Raw genomic sequence first — 18,070 nt, 5'->3', positions numbered from 1 at the left:
TTGACGGCTTTTGATCGTGTGGAGTTGAGTACGAGCCAGCGGGGCAATTGGGCGGCACGGAAGCTCGCCCCCGAGTCTTCGGTCTTCTGCGCGGGCCAGCTGATCTGGCTGAACGGCCCGATCGACGCCGCCACGTTCGCCTCCTCGGTCAGTGCCGCATTCGCCGAGACCGACGCACTTCGAGTCCGCTTCGGCGACGAGGACGGCGTCCCGTTCCAGTACGTCGACGCGACCACGACGCTCTCGACCGAGATCGTGGACACGGCCCATGACGACGCTCGGATCCGAGCGCTGGCCGGCACCCGGCTCACCACCCCCACCGCCGAGCCGACCACGAGCTCGGCCCTGGTCCGCCGCGAAGACGGAACCTGGGCCTGGATCCTGATCACCAACATCCTGCTCGTCGACGGCTACAGCATCTCCCTGTTCATCCGCCGCGTCGCGGAGATCTACTCCGGCGACCCGACGCCGGACCGCTGGTTCGGCAGTCTGCAGAACCTCACCCACGAATCCAGCACGGAGGCAGGCCGCGCGTACTGGAACGACGTCCTCGGAGTCGAAACCGCCGGCCCGGCGGAGGACCTGTCCGAGGCCTTCGTCGCCTCGAGCCGCCCGGTCGTCGTCCCGATCCCGGACGACGCCTACCCCAAGGTTCAGCAGCTCGCCCGCACCGCGCGAGTCTCTTGGACCGACTCCCTGATCACCTTGTGGGGCGTCTACACCGCGCTCGTAGAGAGCCGCGACTACGTCGCGGTCCGGGTTCCGCTGATGCTGCGCGACGATCGCGAAGCACTGAGAACACCGAGCGCGATCTCACGAGCGATCCCCGTCGTCGCCACCATCAGCCCGTACGACAACGTCGACGACGTCCTCCGGGTCGTCGCGGACCAGTTGAAGACCTCGCGGCGCCACACAGCTGTCGAAGACCACCAGATCGCCCGGTCCTGGCCGGGCGGCCATGCGTCGTATCTCACCCTGCCGACGATCAACATCCGGCTCTTCGACGCAACGCGGAGCTTGGGTGCCAGCGAGACGATCAGCACCGGACCGGTCGGATCCCTCGACCTCGCCATCTACCGCACCCCCGGCGCCGGGATCCGCCTGGAGCTGTCAACGGGCTCGGACACCAGCGATCCCGCTGTGCATGCCGACCAGTTCGGCCGCTTCCTCAACGCCGCCCTCGACGGCGCGCCGACCCTGTACGAACTGATCACCCCCGGCACCTCATCGCCGACACGAGGCGAAACAGTCGAGGTGCCGAGAGCGACTGTTGACGAGCTGGTGCGCCGACAGGTTGCCGCGAGCCCGGACTCGGTCGCGATTGTTGCTCATAGCACCGAACTTACCTACCGCCAGTTCGACGAACGGGTCAACGCGTTCGCCAACGACCTCGTCGAGCGGGGTGTGCGGGTCGGAGACCGCGTCGCGATCACGATGCCGCGTTCGGTGGACCTGGTAGTAGCGCTGGCCGGCGTACTGCGCGCGGGAGCGGCTTATGTGCCGATCGATCCGGCATACCCCGCGGACCGCATCCAACACATCCTCGACGTCGCCGCGCCCGCCGCCGTGATCACCGAAGTGCGGCACGACGGCGAGAAGACCGCACCGGTTCTGGCCCGGCCGCTGAACGACCTCGACACTGCGGTCGTCATCTTCACCTCAGGAACAACCGGTAACCCCAAGGGCGTCAGCCTCTCCCACCGCGCCCTCGTCAGCCGGCTCACCTGGGGCCAGCAAGTACTGGGCTACGGGCCAGAAGACGTCGCACTCTCCAAGAGCGGTCTCGGTTTCGTCGACGCCGTCACCGAACTGTTCGGGCCACTGATCGCCGGCACCCGAATCGTCGTCGTCCCGACCGAAACCGCCCAAGACCCGGCCGGACTTCTCGACACGATCGCCCGGCACCGAGTCACCCATCTGCTGACCGTGCCCAGCCTCGCCGACGTCCTCGTCCGCCAGGACGACACAACACTAACCACACTCCGGCACTGGATCTCCTCCGGCGAAACCCTCACCCGAGCCAGCGTCGACGCCATGCAAATCGCTGCGCCACAAGCAGAACTGCACAACTTCTACGGCTCCACCGAAGTCACCGGCGATGCCACGGCCGGACAGCTTGAGATCGGCACTCCGGTCGCCAACACCACCGCACACGTCCTCGACACCTGGCTGCGCCCAGTACCAGCCGGAGCAACAGGCGAGCTCTACCTCGGCGGCGTCCAGCTCGCCGACGGCTACATCACCAACCCAGCCCTCACCGCCAACCGATTCGTTGCCGACGACAACGGAACACGGCTCTACCGCACCGGCGACCTCGTGCGCTGGAACGCCCAAGGACAGCTGGAGTACCTCGGCCGCGGCGACGACCAGGTGAAGATCCGCGGCTTCCGCATCGAACCCGCCGAAATCCGCGCAGTCCTCGAACAACACCCAGCCGTGTCGGGTGCGGCAGTCGTCGGGCTGGACCACCCGGCCGGGGGTAAATACCTCGCCGCCTACCTCACCGGCGACGAGGTGCCGACCGACGAGCTGCGCGAGTACCTCGCACGATCGCTCCCGGACTACATGGTCCCCACGACCTACACCCACCTGGACCGATTCCCCGTTACTGCCAACGGGAAACTGGACCGCAACGCGCTGCCGCAACCAGACCTGGCGGCAGGCGCGGCGGACGGGCGCGCGCCGGAAACCGACACGGAGATCGCCCTCGCCGGCATCTTCCGCGACGTTCTGCAGCTGAGCGGCGACCTCGGCATCGACACCGACTTCTTCCGCCTCGGCGGACACTCACTCCTCGCCACCCGAGTCGTCGCCCGCGCCAACGCCCAACTCGGCACCGCGCTCACCCTCCGCGACATCTTCGACCATCCCCGCATCAGCGAGCTCGCCCAGCTCGCCACCACGACCACCGCCGGCATCCGCATCGGCGACCTGCCACAGCCCGCCGTCCTGCCGGTCTCCTACGGCCAGCAAGCACTCTGGCTGCTCGATCAGCTGGGCGGACCGGGCGGCCGGTACGTCGTACCGGTGGTACTGCGCTTGAGCGGCAAGCCGGATCCCGCTGTGCTACTCACCGCAGTCCGGGACGTGGTCGCTCGTCACGAGTCATTGCGCACGCTCTTGATGGACAACGACGGCACACTGAGCCAGGTCGTCGTCCCAGCGCCGGAGGCGGCCGACCGGCTCACGCTGCCCGTCGAGGATGTGTCAGACGTAGACGCACGGGTGCGCGCGACAACGCAGACCCGGTTCGAACTGGGGGTCGAGCTCCCGATCCGGGTAGCGCTGCTCCACACCGGCAACGACGGCTGGACATTCGTTGTCACCGTCCACCACCACGCCGTCGACGAATGGTCGTTACCATCACTGCTCGGCGACCTCTCGACTGCCTACCAGGCACGGGCCGCAGGGCACGATCCAGTCTGGGCACCATTGCAAGCGCAGTACGCCGACTACGCGATCTGGCAACGCGAAGTACTAGGTGCGGCCTCTGACCCGTCGTCACTGCTCTCCGAACATCTTGCCCACTGGCGTGACGTCCTGGCCGACGCGCCTGAGGAGTCCACGATCACGCCGGATCGGACCCGGCCGGCGACGCCTACCCACCGCGGTGCGGACCTACGGTTCACCGTCGACCCACAGGTAGTGCCCGGCCTGCGAAAGGTCGCGGCCGAGCAGGGTGTGAGCATGTTCATGACGCTCCAGGCCGCGACGGCGTTGACCGTCTCGACGCTGGGTGCCGGTACGGATGTGGTGATCGGCTCACCGGTCGGCGGACGCACCGAAGACGGCCTCGAAGACCTGGTCGGGTACTTCGTGAACACCCTGCCGATCCGCCATCGGTTCAACGCCGGCGACTCGATCACCGACGTACTGCAGAACACCAAACGAACCGTACTCGGTGGATTCGAGCACCAAGCCGCGCCCTTCGAAGAAATCACCCGCGCGCTGGGCACAGAGCGCTCCGTCGGCCGCAACCCACTCTTCCAGACCATGCTGACCCACCGCGTCATCGACAACAGCCGCACCGGCCTGCAGCTCGGACACGTCACTACCACTCTGACCCCCGCAGCGGTCGGCGCCGTCAAGACCGACCTCGACCTGGACATCTTCGACTCGCCCACCGAGCTGAGCGGAAGACTTGCCTACGCGACCGACCTTTTCGACAACACCAGCGCCGAGCGATTCATCGCCGTCCTCAAGGCGGCACTGACAGCAATCGCCACTGACCCAGAAGCACACATCGGGAACCTGACACTCGCACCAGAACTCACCGCATCGTCATACGGTCAGACAATCGACCTCCCCAGCAAAACCCTTGACGAGCTGATCCGCCAGCAAACAGCCGCCAGCCCCGACGCCATCGCGATCGTTACCGACAGCACTGAACTCACCTACACCCAGCTCGACACACGCATCAACGCCTTCGCGCACCACCTCATCAAGCAAGGCGTGCAGGCCGGGGATCGAGTCGCCGTCACGATGACACGCTCGGTCGACCTCGTAGTAGCACTAGCTGGAGTACTGCGGGCCGGAGCGGCCTACGTACCCATCGATCCGACATACCCTGCGGAACGCATCAAACACATCCTCGACGTCGCCGCACCCGCCGTGGTGATCACCGAAGTGCCGCAACTCGATGGTGCGAAGACTCCTCCGGTCCTGGCTCGGCCGTTGAACGACCTCGACGCCGCCGTGGTGATCTTCACCTCGGGAACGACAGGTCACCCGAAGGGCGTCACCCTCTCCCACCGTGCGCTGGTGAACCGCCTCGCCTGGGGCCAACGAGTACTGGGCTACGGGCCGGACGACGTAGCGCTCTCCAAGAGCGGTGTGGGTTTTGTCGATGCAGTGACCGAGCTGTTCGGGCCGCTGATCGCCGGTAGCCGAACCGTGGTTGTGCCCGCGGAGACCGCGCAAGACCCAGCCGGACTGCTCGACACGATCACCCGGCACCGAGTCACCCACCTGCTGACCGTACCCAGCCTCGCCGACGTCCTCGTCCGCCACGATGCAGCATTGACCACGCTCAGGCACTGGATCTCTTCGGGCGAACCACTCCCCCAGAGCACCGCGAACGCGATGCGAACCGCCGCACCACAAGCAGCACTGCAGAACTTCTACGGCTCCACCGAAGTCACCGGCGACGCCACCACCGCAGAAGACACCACCATCGGCGCACCGGTAGCGAACACGACAGCGCACGTCCTCGACACCTGGCTGCGCCCGGTGCCGGTCGGTGTCGCAGGTGAGCTCTATCTCGGTGGAGTCCAACTCGCCGATGGGTACGTCGCTCGCGCGGGCCTGACCGCCAGCCGGTTCGTAGCTGACATTGATGGTGCGCGGCTGTACCGCACCGGCGATGTCGTGCGGTGGAACGACCAAGGACAGCTGGAGTACCTCGGCCGCAGCGACGACCAGATCAAGATCCGCGGACACCGGATCGAACCCGCCGAAATCCGCGCGGCTCTCGAAGAGCATTCAAAGGTGTCGGGTGCGGCGATTGCCGCTTGGGATCACCCGGCCGGCGGCAAGTACCTCGCCGCGTACGTCATCACGGACGTCGAGGACGCGGTACTTCGTGAGCATCTCGCACAGTCCCTGCCGGACCACATGGTGCCCACAACCTTCACGCGTCTGGACCGATTCCCCGTTACACCGAACGGGAAACTGGACCGCCGCGCCCTGCCACAACCAGACCTCACCGCCGGCCCAACCAACGGACGCGCGCCACAAACCAACACTGAGATCGCGCTCGCCGGCATCTTCCGCGACGAGCTACACCTCGACACCAACCTCGACACCGACAGCGACTTCTTCCGCCTCGGCGGACACTCACTACTCGCCGCCCGAGTCGTCGCCCGAGCCAACGCCCAACTCAGCACCGCGCTCACCCTCCGCGACGTCTTCGACCACCCACGGATCAGCGAATTGGCACGCGTCGCCGACACCACGACAGAGGTCACCGACACGTCCACACGCATCGGCGACCTGCCACGCCCCACCGTCCTACCCGTCTCCTACGGCCAGCAAGCACTCTGGTTCACCGAGCAGATCGCGGGACGTTCGATCTACCGGACCGACGTCGTGTTGCAGGCAGCCGAGAAGCTCGATCTGGACGCACTGATGGCGGCGGTACGCCGGGTGATCACCCGGCACGAGATCCTGCGCACGATCCTCGTGCCCGACGAGGATGCCGCGTCGCTGCACCAGGTCATCTCCCCAGCACCCGACGCCAAGGTACTGGAGGTCGAACACGTCGGCGCCGGGTCGCTCCGCGACAAGATCGCCGAGGTGGCTGCGCTGCCACTCGACTTCACCACCGGGTTCGGGCTGAAGTTCCACCTGCTGCGCCATACCGACGGGGATGTGCTCATCGCCTACGGGCATCACATCGTGACCGACGCGGATTCCTTCCGACCTCTCGTCAACGAGCTGAACCAGTTCTATCTCGAAGCGACAACCGGCACGCCCACTACGATCGCGCCCTTGCCGACACAGTACGCGGACTTCGCGGTCTGGCAGCGCGACGTACTGGGCAATCGGAAGGACCCGGCCTCCCGCTACCAATCGGACCTGCGGTACTGGCAGGACATGCTGTCCGAGCTCCCGACCGAAACCGTCCTGCCGCTCGACCAGACACGAGACAGCACCGAAGACCGAACCATCCGGCCCGTCACCACGTCTCTCACCAGCGACGAGACCGCCACGGTCGACGAGTTCCTAATCGAGCACAAGGCAACCCCGCTGCAAGCGTTGATCGCGGCCTTCTCCTTGGCGCTCTGGGACGAGGGGGCCGGCGATACCGTCCCGATCGGTACTCCGGCCAGTCTGCGCGACCTGCCCGAACTGCAGGACCTGATCGGCTACTTCGTGAACACCGTCGTAGTGCGCGCCGATATCGATGCCGAAGCCGGGTTCGCACAGACGCTGCTCCGGTGTCGCGATCGCATGCTCGAAGCCGCCGACCACAAGCTCGTTCCGTTCGAGCACGTCGTCGAGGCGGTGAATCCACCGCGGCGGGTCGGGATCAGCCCGCTGTTCCAGGTGATGGCCGCCTACTTGGATCGCCGTGGAGATTCCGGTAGGACGCCACCGCTGACCAACTACGCCTCGACCGCCACCGACGACTCGCCGGCGCAGCCCGCGCTGTTCGATCTCGTGTCGAGTATCGAACGGCTCGACAGCGGCGCCTTCGGAATGAAGCTGAACGCGACTCGCGAGTTGTTCGGCGCGGAGACCACCTCACGGTTGCTGCGGAAGACAGCACAGTTCCTGGTGCTCGGTTCCCGGCACCCGGAGGTGACGGTCAAGCAGCTCGCCCAGATCGTGCGGGCCTGCGACGAGATCGTCGACAACGCCGGTCCCGTCCGCCGCTTCCAGCTCCCGCTTGCGGATTTCGGCATCAGTACGGCGCCGCTCTGGCGGGTGGCGATCGACCACGTCAGTCACGCGTTGTCGGGAGCAGGCCTCGCCCTGCGCTTGGCGGTCCGCGACGACGGCACCGGTGCGCTGGTCGCCGAGACCAGCAATCCTGAGCTGCTGGACGCGGTCCGAGAGAAACTCACCGAGCTGGTCACCGCCTATCAGGCGAGCATCCCGATGGTCGTCGCCCCGGCTCGGACCGCGACTGAATACAGCGACGACGAATTGACCGCCATCGTGGACGATCCGTTCTGGGAGGACTGGGTCGACGAGCTCGCTGACGCGACCGACACCGTACTGCGGCAGCGCGGCGACTCGGCAGCTTCGAGTGGCACGGCCACGCGAGCTGCTTCCACCGCGGACGGGGCTTCGCTGCGGTCCGTAGTACTGGCGGCCGTGGCCAAGTCTTTGGCCGAGGTCACCGAAGGCGATCTGCTCGTGGAGCTCCACGAGTCCGACGGTCCCAGATTCCCTGTCCTGCTTGACGATGGTGATGTCGTCGGGCTGAGCCCGGAGCGAGCCGCCGAGTACGCCGCGCTCGTCGGACACCCGCGGTTCAGCCGCTTCTTCGATGATGTCCCGGCGCCCCGGATCCGCGTGGGCGTGTTCCGTAGCGAAGCAGAGTTGAGCACCGCCGCACCAGAGGATGGGCTCGACATCCATGTCCTCGTTGCGGGTTCCGCCGTACGGGTCTGGGTGGAGTCGGCGCGCACTGTCGATGTCGATCCGGAGGCGTTGGCCACCGCCATCACGCAACAGATCGTTGGAGTTCCCGCCGCCGGCCGCGAGCGTCGAGCCGCGTTCACGCTGCGGCGCGCTGACCGGGTCACGCTGACGCCCGGCGAAGAAGAATCCATCCGGGCCCGGTACGGGCGCGACGCCCAGATCCTTCCGCTTGCTCCGCTGCAGCGCGGATTGTTCTATCACCTGCTGCGGTCCCAGGAGTCCGACGACCACAACACCTACGTCTCGCAGATCCTTCGGCAGCTCAAGGGAGATCTCGATCCCGAGCGGATGACGGCTGCCATCACCAGCGCGATGGACAGGTACCCCAACCTGCGGGCAGCGTTCGTCCCGCCTGGCGACGTACAGGTGATCCCATCCGGCGTCGAAGTTCCGGTGCGGGTCGTCCGCGGCGACGAGTGGAGTGGCGATACGGAGCAGTTCCTGGCGGCCGAGCGAGGTGAACCCTTCGACTTCGAGACCCCGCCTCTGATCCGCTTCACACTGCTCGAACACGGCCCCGAAGCGTGGACGTTGGTCATGAGTTTCGAGCACATCCTGCTGGACGGCTGGTCCATCAACTCGCTGCTGGCCGAGATCCTCACCAGCTACGGCGATGCCGGGTACGTCGACCGGGTGCCTCCGGCGTCCTTCCGCTCCTACCTGGACTGGGTCGACGACCAGGACCCCGGTGCCGCCTATCGCGCCTGGGACGACTACCTGACGGAGCTGACCGGCCCGACGCTGCTGTGCCCGGACTTCGTCGACCGCGGTGACGCCCAGGGTGAGATGGGCGAGCTGCAACTCGATCTCAGCCCGGCCGAGGCTGCGACGGTGTTCCAGGCCGCACGAGACGCCAAGGTCACGGCGGGCACCTTGCTGCAGACCGCTTGGGGGATCACGCTCAGCCGGCTCACCGGCAGCAATGACGTTGTCTTCGGCAACACCGTCTCCGGCCGGCCGCCGGCGTTGGCCGATGCCGACCGCATCATCGGGCTGCTGTTCAACACGGTCCCGATGCGAGTGAATCTGCCGCCGTTCGCCACGAATCGGGAGCTGCTCGCCCAGGTCCAGTCCGAGCTGTTGCGCGTCATCGACCATCCGCAAGCCGCGCTGACCCAGATCCAGACCAATGCCGGCGTTCCGGTTCTGTTCGACACGCTGTTCGTGGTGCAGAACATGCCGTTGGCCAAGACCGGCGGGAAGGACACGGGCGGGTTGGAGGTCGTCGGCGCCAAGGTTGACGACGCGACCCACTACCCAGTGACCTTCGCGGTCGACCCGGAGGAGCGCGACGGAGCGGCGACCGTGCACGTGCGCTTGTCCTACCGCCGCGACGTCTTCGAGCCGTCGGCCGCGGAGCTACTGCTCAAGCGCTACGCACAGGTGCTCGTTGCTCTGACTCGCAAGCTGGACGAGCCCGTTGGCATGTTGTCCGCGCTGTTGCCGGACGAGACCGACCCACACACGGGCATCCCCGCTGATCTCGCCCGCGAGATCGAACCGGTCACGGTCGCCGAGCTGCTGAACCGGCAGGTACGGCTGTCGGGATCGGAGACGGCGCTGGTCGCCGGCGAGCGCCGGTTCACCTTCGATGAGTTCTCCGCCGAGGTGAACCGCTACGCCCGGCTGCTCCTGGCCGACGGCGTGCGCCCGGAGCATCGGGTCGCGCTGCTGCTGCCACGCGACGAGCGCACGGTCATCGCGATGTTCGCGGTGTTCGCGGTGGGTGCCGCCTACGTCCCGGTGGACTGCGAGCTGCCGGACGAGCGGATCAACTACATGGTCGAGGTCGCCGAACCGACCGTCACACTGGTGACCGACCGCGACGTGGATCGAATCACCGGCGCCGCCGGCCAGGTGATCAACCTGGATTCGGCACCGACACTGGAGCGCCTCGCACAGACCGCTCCGGATCCGATCACGGCCGCCGAACGAGGCGGTGAGGTCTCGCTCGACCATCTCGCGTACATCATCTTCACCTCGGGAACCACCGGCCGCCCCAAGGGAGTCGCCGTCGGCTACCGCGGACTGACCAACATGTACGTCAACCACGTCGAGAAGATCTTCGATCGCGTGGTGGACCACCAGCGCGGACGCCGGATGAAGATCGCGCATACGACGTCGTTCTCCTTCGACGCCTCCTGGGAGCAGCTGTTCTGGCTGCTGAACGGGCACGAGGTCCACGTCATCGACGAGGAGATGCGCCGCGACCATCAGCGGCTGCTGGCTCACTACGACGAGACGTGTATGGACGGGTTCGACGTGACCCCGTCGTACGGGCAGCTGCTCGTCGAAGAAGGGCTGCTCGATCGGGACCGGCCGGCCGGCCGGTCCGTGGCTTCCGACGCACCCGGCGTCGTGTTCGTCTCCCTGGGTGGCGAGGCCGTCCCCGACCGGCTATGGCAGCAACTGCGCGACGCCCCCGGCGTCGAGTCGTACAACCTCTACGGACCGACCGAGTACACGATCAACGCGCTCGGTGCCGACCTGGCCGACAGCACCACGTCGAGTGTCGGTACGCCGATCTTCAACACCCGGGCCTACATCCTGGACGAGAACCTGCAGCCGGCCCTGCCCGGTGTCGCCGGCGAGCTCTACCTGGCCGGCGAAGGAACCGCACGCGGCTACTGGGGTCAGTCCGCGATGACCGCCGAACGATTCGTCGCCTGCCCGTGGGAACCGGCGGAACGGATGTACCGCACCGGCGATCTCGCCCGGTGGAAGGACGACGGGATGATCGACTTCCTCGGTCGCGCCGACGAGCAGATCAAGATTCGCGGTTACCGCATCGAACCGGACGAGATCCGGGACGTGGTCCAAGGGTTCCCCGGGATCACACGCGCCGAAGTCGTCGCCTTCGAGCACACCACGGGGCTGCAGCTGGCTGCTTACTACAGCACGACCGCGGACGTCGACCTCACTGAGCAGTTGCGTCACCATCTGGCCAAGTACCTGCCTGACTACATGGTTCCGGCGGCGATGATCGTGGTGGACACGTTCCCCCTTACCCCGACCGGGAAGCTGGACCGCCGCGCGTTGCCTCCGGCTGAGGTCGCCGCGTCGGGAGTCAGCACGGGCCGGGCGCTCGAGTCGGAGACGGAGCTGGCGGTGGCCGCGATCTTCCGGGCCGTGCTCGACCTCGACGAGGGACTGGAGCTCGGGGCCGGGAACGACTTCTTCCGGCTCGGCGGGCATTCGCTCGCGGCCATGCGGCTCGCCTCGCAGATGAATCGCACGTTCCCGGTGAACATCGCCATGCGGGACGTCATCACCGCCTCGACGATCGGCGAACTGAGTTCGGTCGTCGACCAGAAGCTGCAGCCGGATACGGATCCAGCGGTCGGCATCACCGCCATCGCCACCCGTCTCGTCCCCTCCCTGAACGGCCGGACGGTGTTCTGCGCGCACCCGAAGTTCGGCGCCTCGTTCATGTACGCGGAACTGTCGCCGTACCTCCCGGACGGCGTCGGGCTGGTCGGGATCGACGATCCGGCGATGGCCGGCCTGGAGATCGAGTTCGACGACCTCGACGATCTCGCCTCGACCTATGCCGATGTCATCCAGGGTCTGCAGCCGGCCGGACCGTACGAACTGCTGGGTTGGTCCTACGGCGCCCATGTCATGTTCGCTGTGGCGCGCCGGCTGCTGGCCCGGGGCGAGCGCGTCGGGTCCCTGGTGATCGTGGATGCGATACCGGCCGGTGCGGAGAACACGACCGAGCGCCTCGCCCGGCCGGGATCCGCCGAGTCGATGCGCGACGAGATGCGGAAAGCCTTCGGCGAGGAAGCGTTCGGCGAGTTGCTCGCCGACGCGAAGCAGCTCAAGGCTGTCGAGACGGCCGGCCGTCGATGCGACGTCATGACATCGGCGCCGACGCAGGGCATTCTCGACGTCGAGGCGCTCGTGATCGCGTCGTCCGCGACTCATGAGCCCCGAGTGGCCGAGGTGGGTCGTGAGGACTCGCTGGGATGGGTCAGTCACCTGACGAACTTCACGTTCTTCGTCGCCGAGGACGAAGACCACCAGTCCATCCTCGAGCCCGGTTCCGGGGTCCCGAAATGGGGGCCGCTGCTGACGAAGTTGCTGAACAGCTGAGTGGATCCCACCGTCCGGTGCGGTACGGAACGTCGTACCGCACCGGAGTTTCCTCAGGTGATGGCGGCGGCGTCCTGCAGGCTGTCGAACAGGGCGGCGCGGCGCATGTAGGCGCGCGCTGTCTCGAGCTGCTCGGCGGTACGGCGCAACGCGTCGAAGTTCTTCCGCCGTACGTCGGGGTCGCGTTCTTCCAGCAGCCGCTTGTTGGCGATCGTCTGGGCCTGGACATAGTTCACTGCGGCATGGCGACGCTGGCGGCTGTAAAGGTCGAGCAGGTCGTCGCTGCTCGCACCGGCGATCACCTTCGCGAGCTTGTCCGTCAGGTTGATGGCGTCATGGATGCCGCCGTTCATCCCCATGCCGCCGATCGGGTTGTTGACGTGCGCGCTGTCGCCGGCGAGCAGGATGCGCCCCTGCCGGAAGGTCGCGGCCACGCGCTGATTGACGCCGTACACGTTGATGTACTCGATGTGGTACGGGCCGCTCTTCGGGAGGAATTTCTGCAGCCGCGCCTCGACGCGCGCCGGCGACAACGCGGTGGCGTCGTCCTCGTCGGCGCCGATCGGCAGAATCACCCGCCAGAGCCCCGCAGGGGATTCTCCGCGCACCTTGAAGACGTTGGCCCACTCATCGGGGTCGGAGAAGTAGTTGCGGAACGTCAACTCCGGCTTGATGGTCTGGAGGTCGAAGCTGGTCGCGATCTTGATGAACCGCTCCTGATAGGTGAAGCCTTCGAACTCGATACCGGCGAACTTGCGCACCGTCGATCGGCCGCCGTCACAGCCGATGACATAGGCCGCCGACAGACGTTCGGTGCCGGCCGGTGAGGTGTACTCCACCTCGATTCCACTCGCGGTCTCGGTCAGACCGGTCAGCGTGTGGGAGAACCGTACGTCGAAGTCGGACTCGTTCGCGTATTCCGCGGCAATGACAGCGGTCAGCTTGTACTGCTCGTACTGCAGGACGTACGGGAACCGGATCTCGTCCTTGAGCCGGCCGAGATCGAACTCCGCCACGACCTCTCCGGTCGGCCGGTCGTGGAACCGGTAGGTGGCCGACGGCAGGCTGTGCGGCCGGATCTTCTCGGTGACGCCCAGCTCGTCGAGCATCTCCAGCGTGCTCGGATGGATAGTTGCTGCGCGCTGGTCCTGCACCGGCGCCGGCTCGGACTCGAGCACGGTCACCGGAACGCCCAGCCGATTCAGAGCCAGCGCGCAGACCATTCCGACCGGGCCTGCGCCCACGATGACGACACGTGTGGTCTTGGTCGCCATTCGCCTAGTAGTTCAGTTCGCGCTGCAGGCGCTTGCTGACCTTGCCGACCGCGGTGTACGGGAACTCGTCGACGACCTCCACGACATCGGGAAGCTTGAACGTGGCAAGGCCTTTGTCGCGCAGGAACTGGCGCAACTTGCCCAAGGTGAGCTCGGCCGCGCTCTCCGGCGACCGGGGAATCAGGAACGCCTTGACCCGCTCGCCGAGGACGTCGTCATCGATGCCGACGACAGAGACGTTATGGACGCCGGCGTGCGTGAGCAGCGCGTTCTCCAGCTCCTCGGGCGCGATCTTCTCGCCGCCGCGGTTGATCTGGTCCTTCGACCGGCCCACGACTCGGATGAATCCGCGCTCGTCGCGCTCGACGATGTCACCGGTGCGGTAGAAACCATCGGCGGTGAACGCCAGCGCATTCTGCTCGGGGTTACGGTAGTAGCCGCGAATCACCGACGGTCCACGCGTCAGCAAGTGACCAGGTGCGCCGGGCGGTACGTCGTTACCCTCGTCGTCGATGACCTGGATCTCGTCGGCTGCTGAGGCCGGGATGCCCTGGTAGCGCACACTGGTGGCGCGATCGACGTCGGCAGGATTGCTGACGACGAGGCCCTCCCCCATCCCGAAGCTCTGCGACAGCTGTACGCCGAACTCCGGCTCGACCCGGCTCGCCACGGCTTCGACCAATTTCGCGCCGCCGCACATGAGCGTCTTCAGGCTGGACAGGTCGTAGGACTTACGCAGCGATGAGTTCAGCCAGGCCAGCAGGATCGGCGGGACCAGCGAAACGCGAGTCACCCCGTGCTTCTCGATCAGCGGGAACGCCGTATCGGGGCTGCCGTTCGGTGCGATCACAATGGTGGCGCCCACGCTGAACGCCCCGAGGAATCCGGGCGAACGCGTCGACATGCTGTGGCAGATCGGGATCACCAGCAAATGCACGGTGCGCTCGGTGATACCGCGTTCCCCAACGCTTCGCCGCAGGGCGTAGCCGTACGTCTGGTGCGTATGCGGCATCAGCTTCGGAACGCCCGTCGTACCGCCTGACATCTGCAACAGCGCGACGTCCTGCGGGCTGCACCGGCGCGCGTGCTCGAGCGATCCTTTCGACTGCAACGCCTCGTACTCAGCGCCGCCGCCATCACGTTCGAGTACTACGGTGTGCTCCAGCTGGGGCCATCGGGCCTTCAGATCGGCCGCCATCGCAGCGAGATCGGTGCCGCTGTCCGAGGCGACCGTGATGTAGGCCCGCGCCTCGCCGATCTCGATGAAGTGCTCGATCTCGGCACGACGGTGCGCGACGGGAGCGACGATGGGGACCGCCCCGATCTCCCACAAGGCAAAGACGAAGGCAATGTATTCATAGATGTTGGGCAGATGCACGACCACCCGGTCGCCACGGTTCAGCCCGAGGTCCTGCAGGCCGGCCGCGAGGCGCAGTACCTCGTCCGTCAGTTGCGCATAGCTCAGCTCGGCCTTGCGGTCGATGACAGCGAGCTTGTCGGGAAAGCGCTCCGCGGTGGCGAACAGCAGCTCTGGAAGCGTCTGATCGCGCCAGTGCCCCTCGGCGAGGTACTCGGCTGCCGTCTCCGGCGGAAACGGAACGACCCCGTCAAGGGCCAGCGGTTCGATGCTCATGGGTTTCCCTTGATGCCTGTCGTTGCTACGGGTCAGCCGAGCTTCAGTACGGCGTCGAGGCCGACTGTCACTCCGGTGAGATCCGAGACGGCGCGGAGCGAGGTGAGCACACCAGGCATGAGCGACTCGCGGGTGATGGAGTCGTAGCGCAGCCTCAGAATTTCGCCGTCGACTCCGAACAGAACCTCTTGCGACGACATGAACCCACGGACCCGGACCGCGTGGACGCTGACTCCCTCGATCCGCCCGCCGCGCACACCATGGGGGTCGAGGTAGGTGGCATCGGGTGACGGGGCACAACCCGCTTCGGCGCGAGCGCGACCGATCAGTTCGGCGGTGTGCTGCGCCGTTCCCGACGGTGCGTCCACCTTGCCGGGGTGATGCATCTCGATGATCTCGACAGACTCGTAGTACGGGGCTGCCTGGGTGGCGAACTTGGCCATCAGCACCGCGCTGACCGAGAAGTTCGGTACGACGAAAACGCTGACCTCACTGTGGTCGACCAGCGCGTCGCGGATCTGGTCCACGGACCGGTCGTCGAAGCCGGACGTCCCCACCACGACGTGAATCCCCTGCTTGATGCACCACTGGACCTGCTCGTGGGCAACGTCCGGCGGCGAGAACACGAGCACGACATCAGCGTTGTTGTCGACGGCGTCCTGAATGTCGTCGTCGATGTCGATCTCGGCCGCGACGGTCAGATCGGAGCTGGCCTCAATGGCGCGGATCGACGCCACACCCATCCGCCCACGGGCGCCCACCACAGCAATTCGAGTCATATGGATAGCCTAACCTAACTTCACCGCCCCGCTCCAGTGTCCTGAATCTCACGGGCCAAGATCTGCGAGCGGGGCGACGGTGGGTGATCGAAGCTCACGCCAAGCGAGCAGAGACCTGATCATCCGCTCCGGGGACCGGCTCGGCAAGGTCGTTGCCTAAGGCAATGATTTGGTTCTTGGCGTCGACGTGGACGACCTTGGGCTGGTAGCCGACCAGTTCGGAGTCCTCGGCCTGCAGGAACGACATGATGATCACCAGATCGCCGGGGTGAACCAGATGGGCCGCCGCGCCGTTGATGCAGATCTCGCCGCTTCCGGCCGGACCGTTGATGATGTAGGTCTCGAGACGAGCCCCGTTGGTGATGTCGACGACCTGCACCTTCTCGCCCTCGATCAGGCCTGCGGCCTGTGCGAGGTCCACATCGAGGGTCAGCGAACCGACGTAGTGCAGGTCGGCCTGGGTGACAGTGGCGCGGTGGATTTTTCCGCCCAGGACTTCGCGACGCATGTTCGGCTCCTCTATGAGTTGGTTGGTGTGTACTGGGAAATGTGATCGCGTAACGACTTCGGGCGGATGTCGGTCCAGTGCTCGTCGATCCAGTCGAGTACTTCCTGGCGCGGTTTGCCGCTGGGGTCGCCGTACGCGATGCTCCAGCCGGCCGGGACCGGCTTGAACGTCGGCCACAACGAATGCTGCTCCTCGCCGTTGATCAGCGCGTAGAAGGAACCGTTGTCGTCGTCGAACGGGTTCTGGGCCATCAGTGCTGCTCCTCGTCGTTCCTATCGCTGCTGCAGGGCGTGGTGATCGGGGTGGGATGCGGGCTGCTCGTCGGTGATCGCCCGCAGGATGTCGGCGGCGCGGACCGCGACGTTGGACAGCAGGGACGAGGTCAACCCATGACTGTGCTGGACCCCGCCGTTGAGGAAGATCCGCTCGGCCATGCTGGGCAGCCGCAGCCGGTAGTCACGCTCGACGATCGGGAGATCCCCCTCGAACGAGGACGACCCGTCGATGCTCGGCCCAAGCATGCCGCGAGTGTCTGCCGGGCGGAAACCGGTGGCGAAGACGGCAGCATCGACCTCGAGGGTGGTGCTGCCCCGGTCTCCCAGGTCACGGATCGTCGCGGTGACCCCGTCGGAGCCCTCACTCAGTTGCTCGATCCCAGTGACCTTGTGCACGATCAGCCGGCGCACACCACGCGTACTTTCGTCGTACTCACGCTGGTAGAGATCCCTGATCAGGTCGGCATCGACGGCGGAGTAGTTGGTCTGCCAGTGATAGTCCAGCAGTTGCTGCTTGAGCTCCGGCGGTGCTGTGTAGAACTCGTCAACCGCGGCCGGATCGAAGATGCGGTTGGCGTAGGGCGTGTCATCGGACGGGGAGTAGCCGAACCGGCGGAAGGACGCATGCACTTCCGCATCGGGATACGAATCGTGCAGGTACGCCGCGACCTCCGCCGCGCTTTGCCCGGAGCCGACGACCAGGAACCGGCCGTGCGGCCGCGAGGGCAACTCGGCCAGCTTGGTCAGCAGTTGATGGTTGTGAAACACCCGGGCGCCCGGCACGATCCCCTCCGGCAGCACCGGCCGGATACCGGCGCCGATCACGACATGCCGGGCCGCGACCCTTGTCGTCTCCGAACTGTCGGCCACGGACTCGAGCGTGACCTCGAACCGGTCGCCGCTCCAGTCGATACGGGTCGCCCTCGTACCGTAGGAGACCGGAAGGCCGATCCGGCCGGCGGCCCAGCTCAGGTATCCGTGGAACTCCCGCCTGGTCGGGAAGAACGTCTTGAGATTGATGAAGTCGGACAGCCGCCCCTGCTCCTGCAGATAGTTCAGGAACGTGAACGGACTGGTCGGGGTCCGCAGCGAGACCAGATCCTTCAGGAAACTGATCTGCATGGTCGTGCCTGGCAGCAACATCCCGTCGTGCCACCCGAACTGCGGCCGGACATCGACGAACCTCGCCGTCAGCGGCCGATCGGCACCCCGACGATCGTTGAATTCCTCGATCGCGATCGCCAGGCTCAGGTTCGACGGCCCGAAACCGATCCCGAGAACGTCGACCGCACCGCTCAACTCATCCATCGTCATCCGGTAATCGGCCCCTTGCGCCACAGGTCGCGAACGAACGG

At 66.3% G+C, this 18,070-nt stretch carries 7 protein-coding genes; 1 reads left to right on the top strand and 6 read right to left on the bottom strand.

The genetic code is table 11. From position 1 onward, the window contains the following. Positions 1 to 24 precede the first annotated feature (24 nt). The gene (locus tag E1263_RS17650) at positions 25 to 12,246 is read left to right on the top strand and encodes a non-ribosomal peptide synthetase (protein WP_165956656.1); all 12,222 of its coding nucleotides are present in this window, start codon (positions 25 to 27) and stop codon (positions 12,244 to 12,246) included. A 53-nt stretch (positions 12,247 to 12,299) separates the two neighbouring features. Here E1263_RS17650 and E1263_RS17645 read toward each other — a convergent pair whose 3' ends face one another. The 6 genes from E1263_RS17645 to E1263_RS17620 all read right to left on the bottom strand — a co-directional run bounded on the left by E1263_RS17645 (position 12,300) and on the right by E1263_RS17620 (position 18,029). Then, the gene (locus E1263_RS17645) at positions 12,300 to 13,520 is read right to left on the bottom strand and encodes an FAD-dependent oxidoreductase (RefSeq protein ID WP_132168647.1); all 1,221 of its coding nucleotides are present in this window, start codon (positions 13,518 to 13,520) and stop codon (positions 12,300 to 12,302) included. A gap of 4 nt (positions 13,521 to 13,524) precedes the next feature. After that, positions 13,525 to 15,153 carry a (2,3-dihydroxybenzoyl)adenylate synthase gene (locus E1263_RS17640; protein WP_132168645.1) on the bottom strand — a complete coding sequence of 543 codons (1,629 nt, stop codon included), beginning with the start codon at positions 15,151 to 15,153 and terminating at the stop codon, positions 13,525 to 13,527. 32 nt (positions 15,154 to 15,185) lie between these two features. Then, positions 15,186 to 15,932, bottom strand: coding sequence for a 4-hydroxy-tetrahydrodipicolinate reductase (dapB, locus tag E1263_RS17635; protein ID WP_132168643.1), 747 nt, complete (start codon positions 15,930 to 15,932; stop codon positions 15,186 to 15,188). Positions 15,933 to 16,026: 94 nt separating this feature from the next. Further along, the gene (panD, locus tag E1263_RS17630; RefSeq protein ID WP_132168641.1) at positions 16,027 to 16,440 is read right to left on the bottom strand and encodes an aspartate 1-decarboxylase; all 414 of its coding nucleotides are present in this window, start codon (positions 16,438 to 16,440) and stop codon (positions 16,027 to 16,029) included. 11 nt (positions 16,441 to 16,451) lie between these two features. After that, a complete protein-coding gene (locus E1263_RS17625; protein ID WP_132168639.1) occupies positions 16,452 to 16,691 on the bottom strand; it encodes an MbtH family protein in 240 nt (79 codons plus the stop codon). A gap of 21 nt (positions 16,692 to 16,712) precedes the next feature. Next, positions 16,713 to 18,029 carry a lysine N(6)-hydroxylase/L-ornithine N(5)-oxygenase family protein gene (locus tag E1263_RS17620; protein ID WP_202868932.1) on the bottom strand — a complete coding sequence of 439 codons (1,317 nt, stop codon included), beginning with the start codon at positions 18,027 to 18,029 and terminating at the stop codon, positions 16,713 to 16,715. Between the last annotated feature and the right edge of the window lie 41 nt (positions 18,030 to 18,070).

Source organism: Kribbella antibiotica, assembly GCF_004349055.1.
Taxonomy (GTDB): Bacteria; Actinomycetota; Actinomycetes; order Propionibacteriales; family Kribbellaceae; genus Kribbella; species Kribbella antibiotica.
Note: the sequence above shows the minus strand (reverse complement) of the source record. Positions and strands in the feature narration are given on the sequence as shown.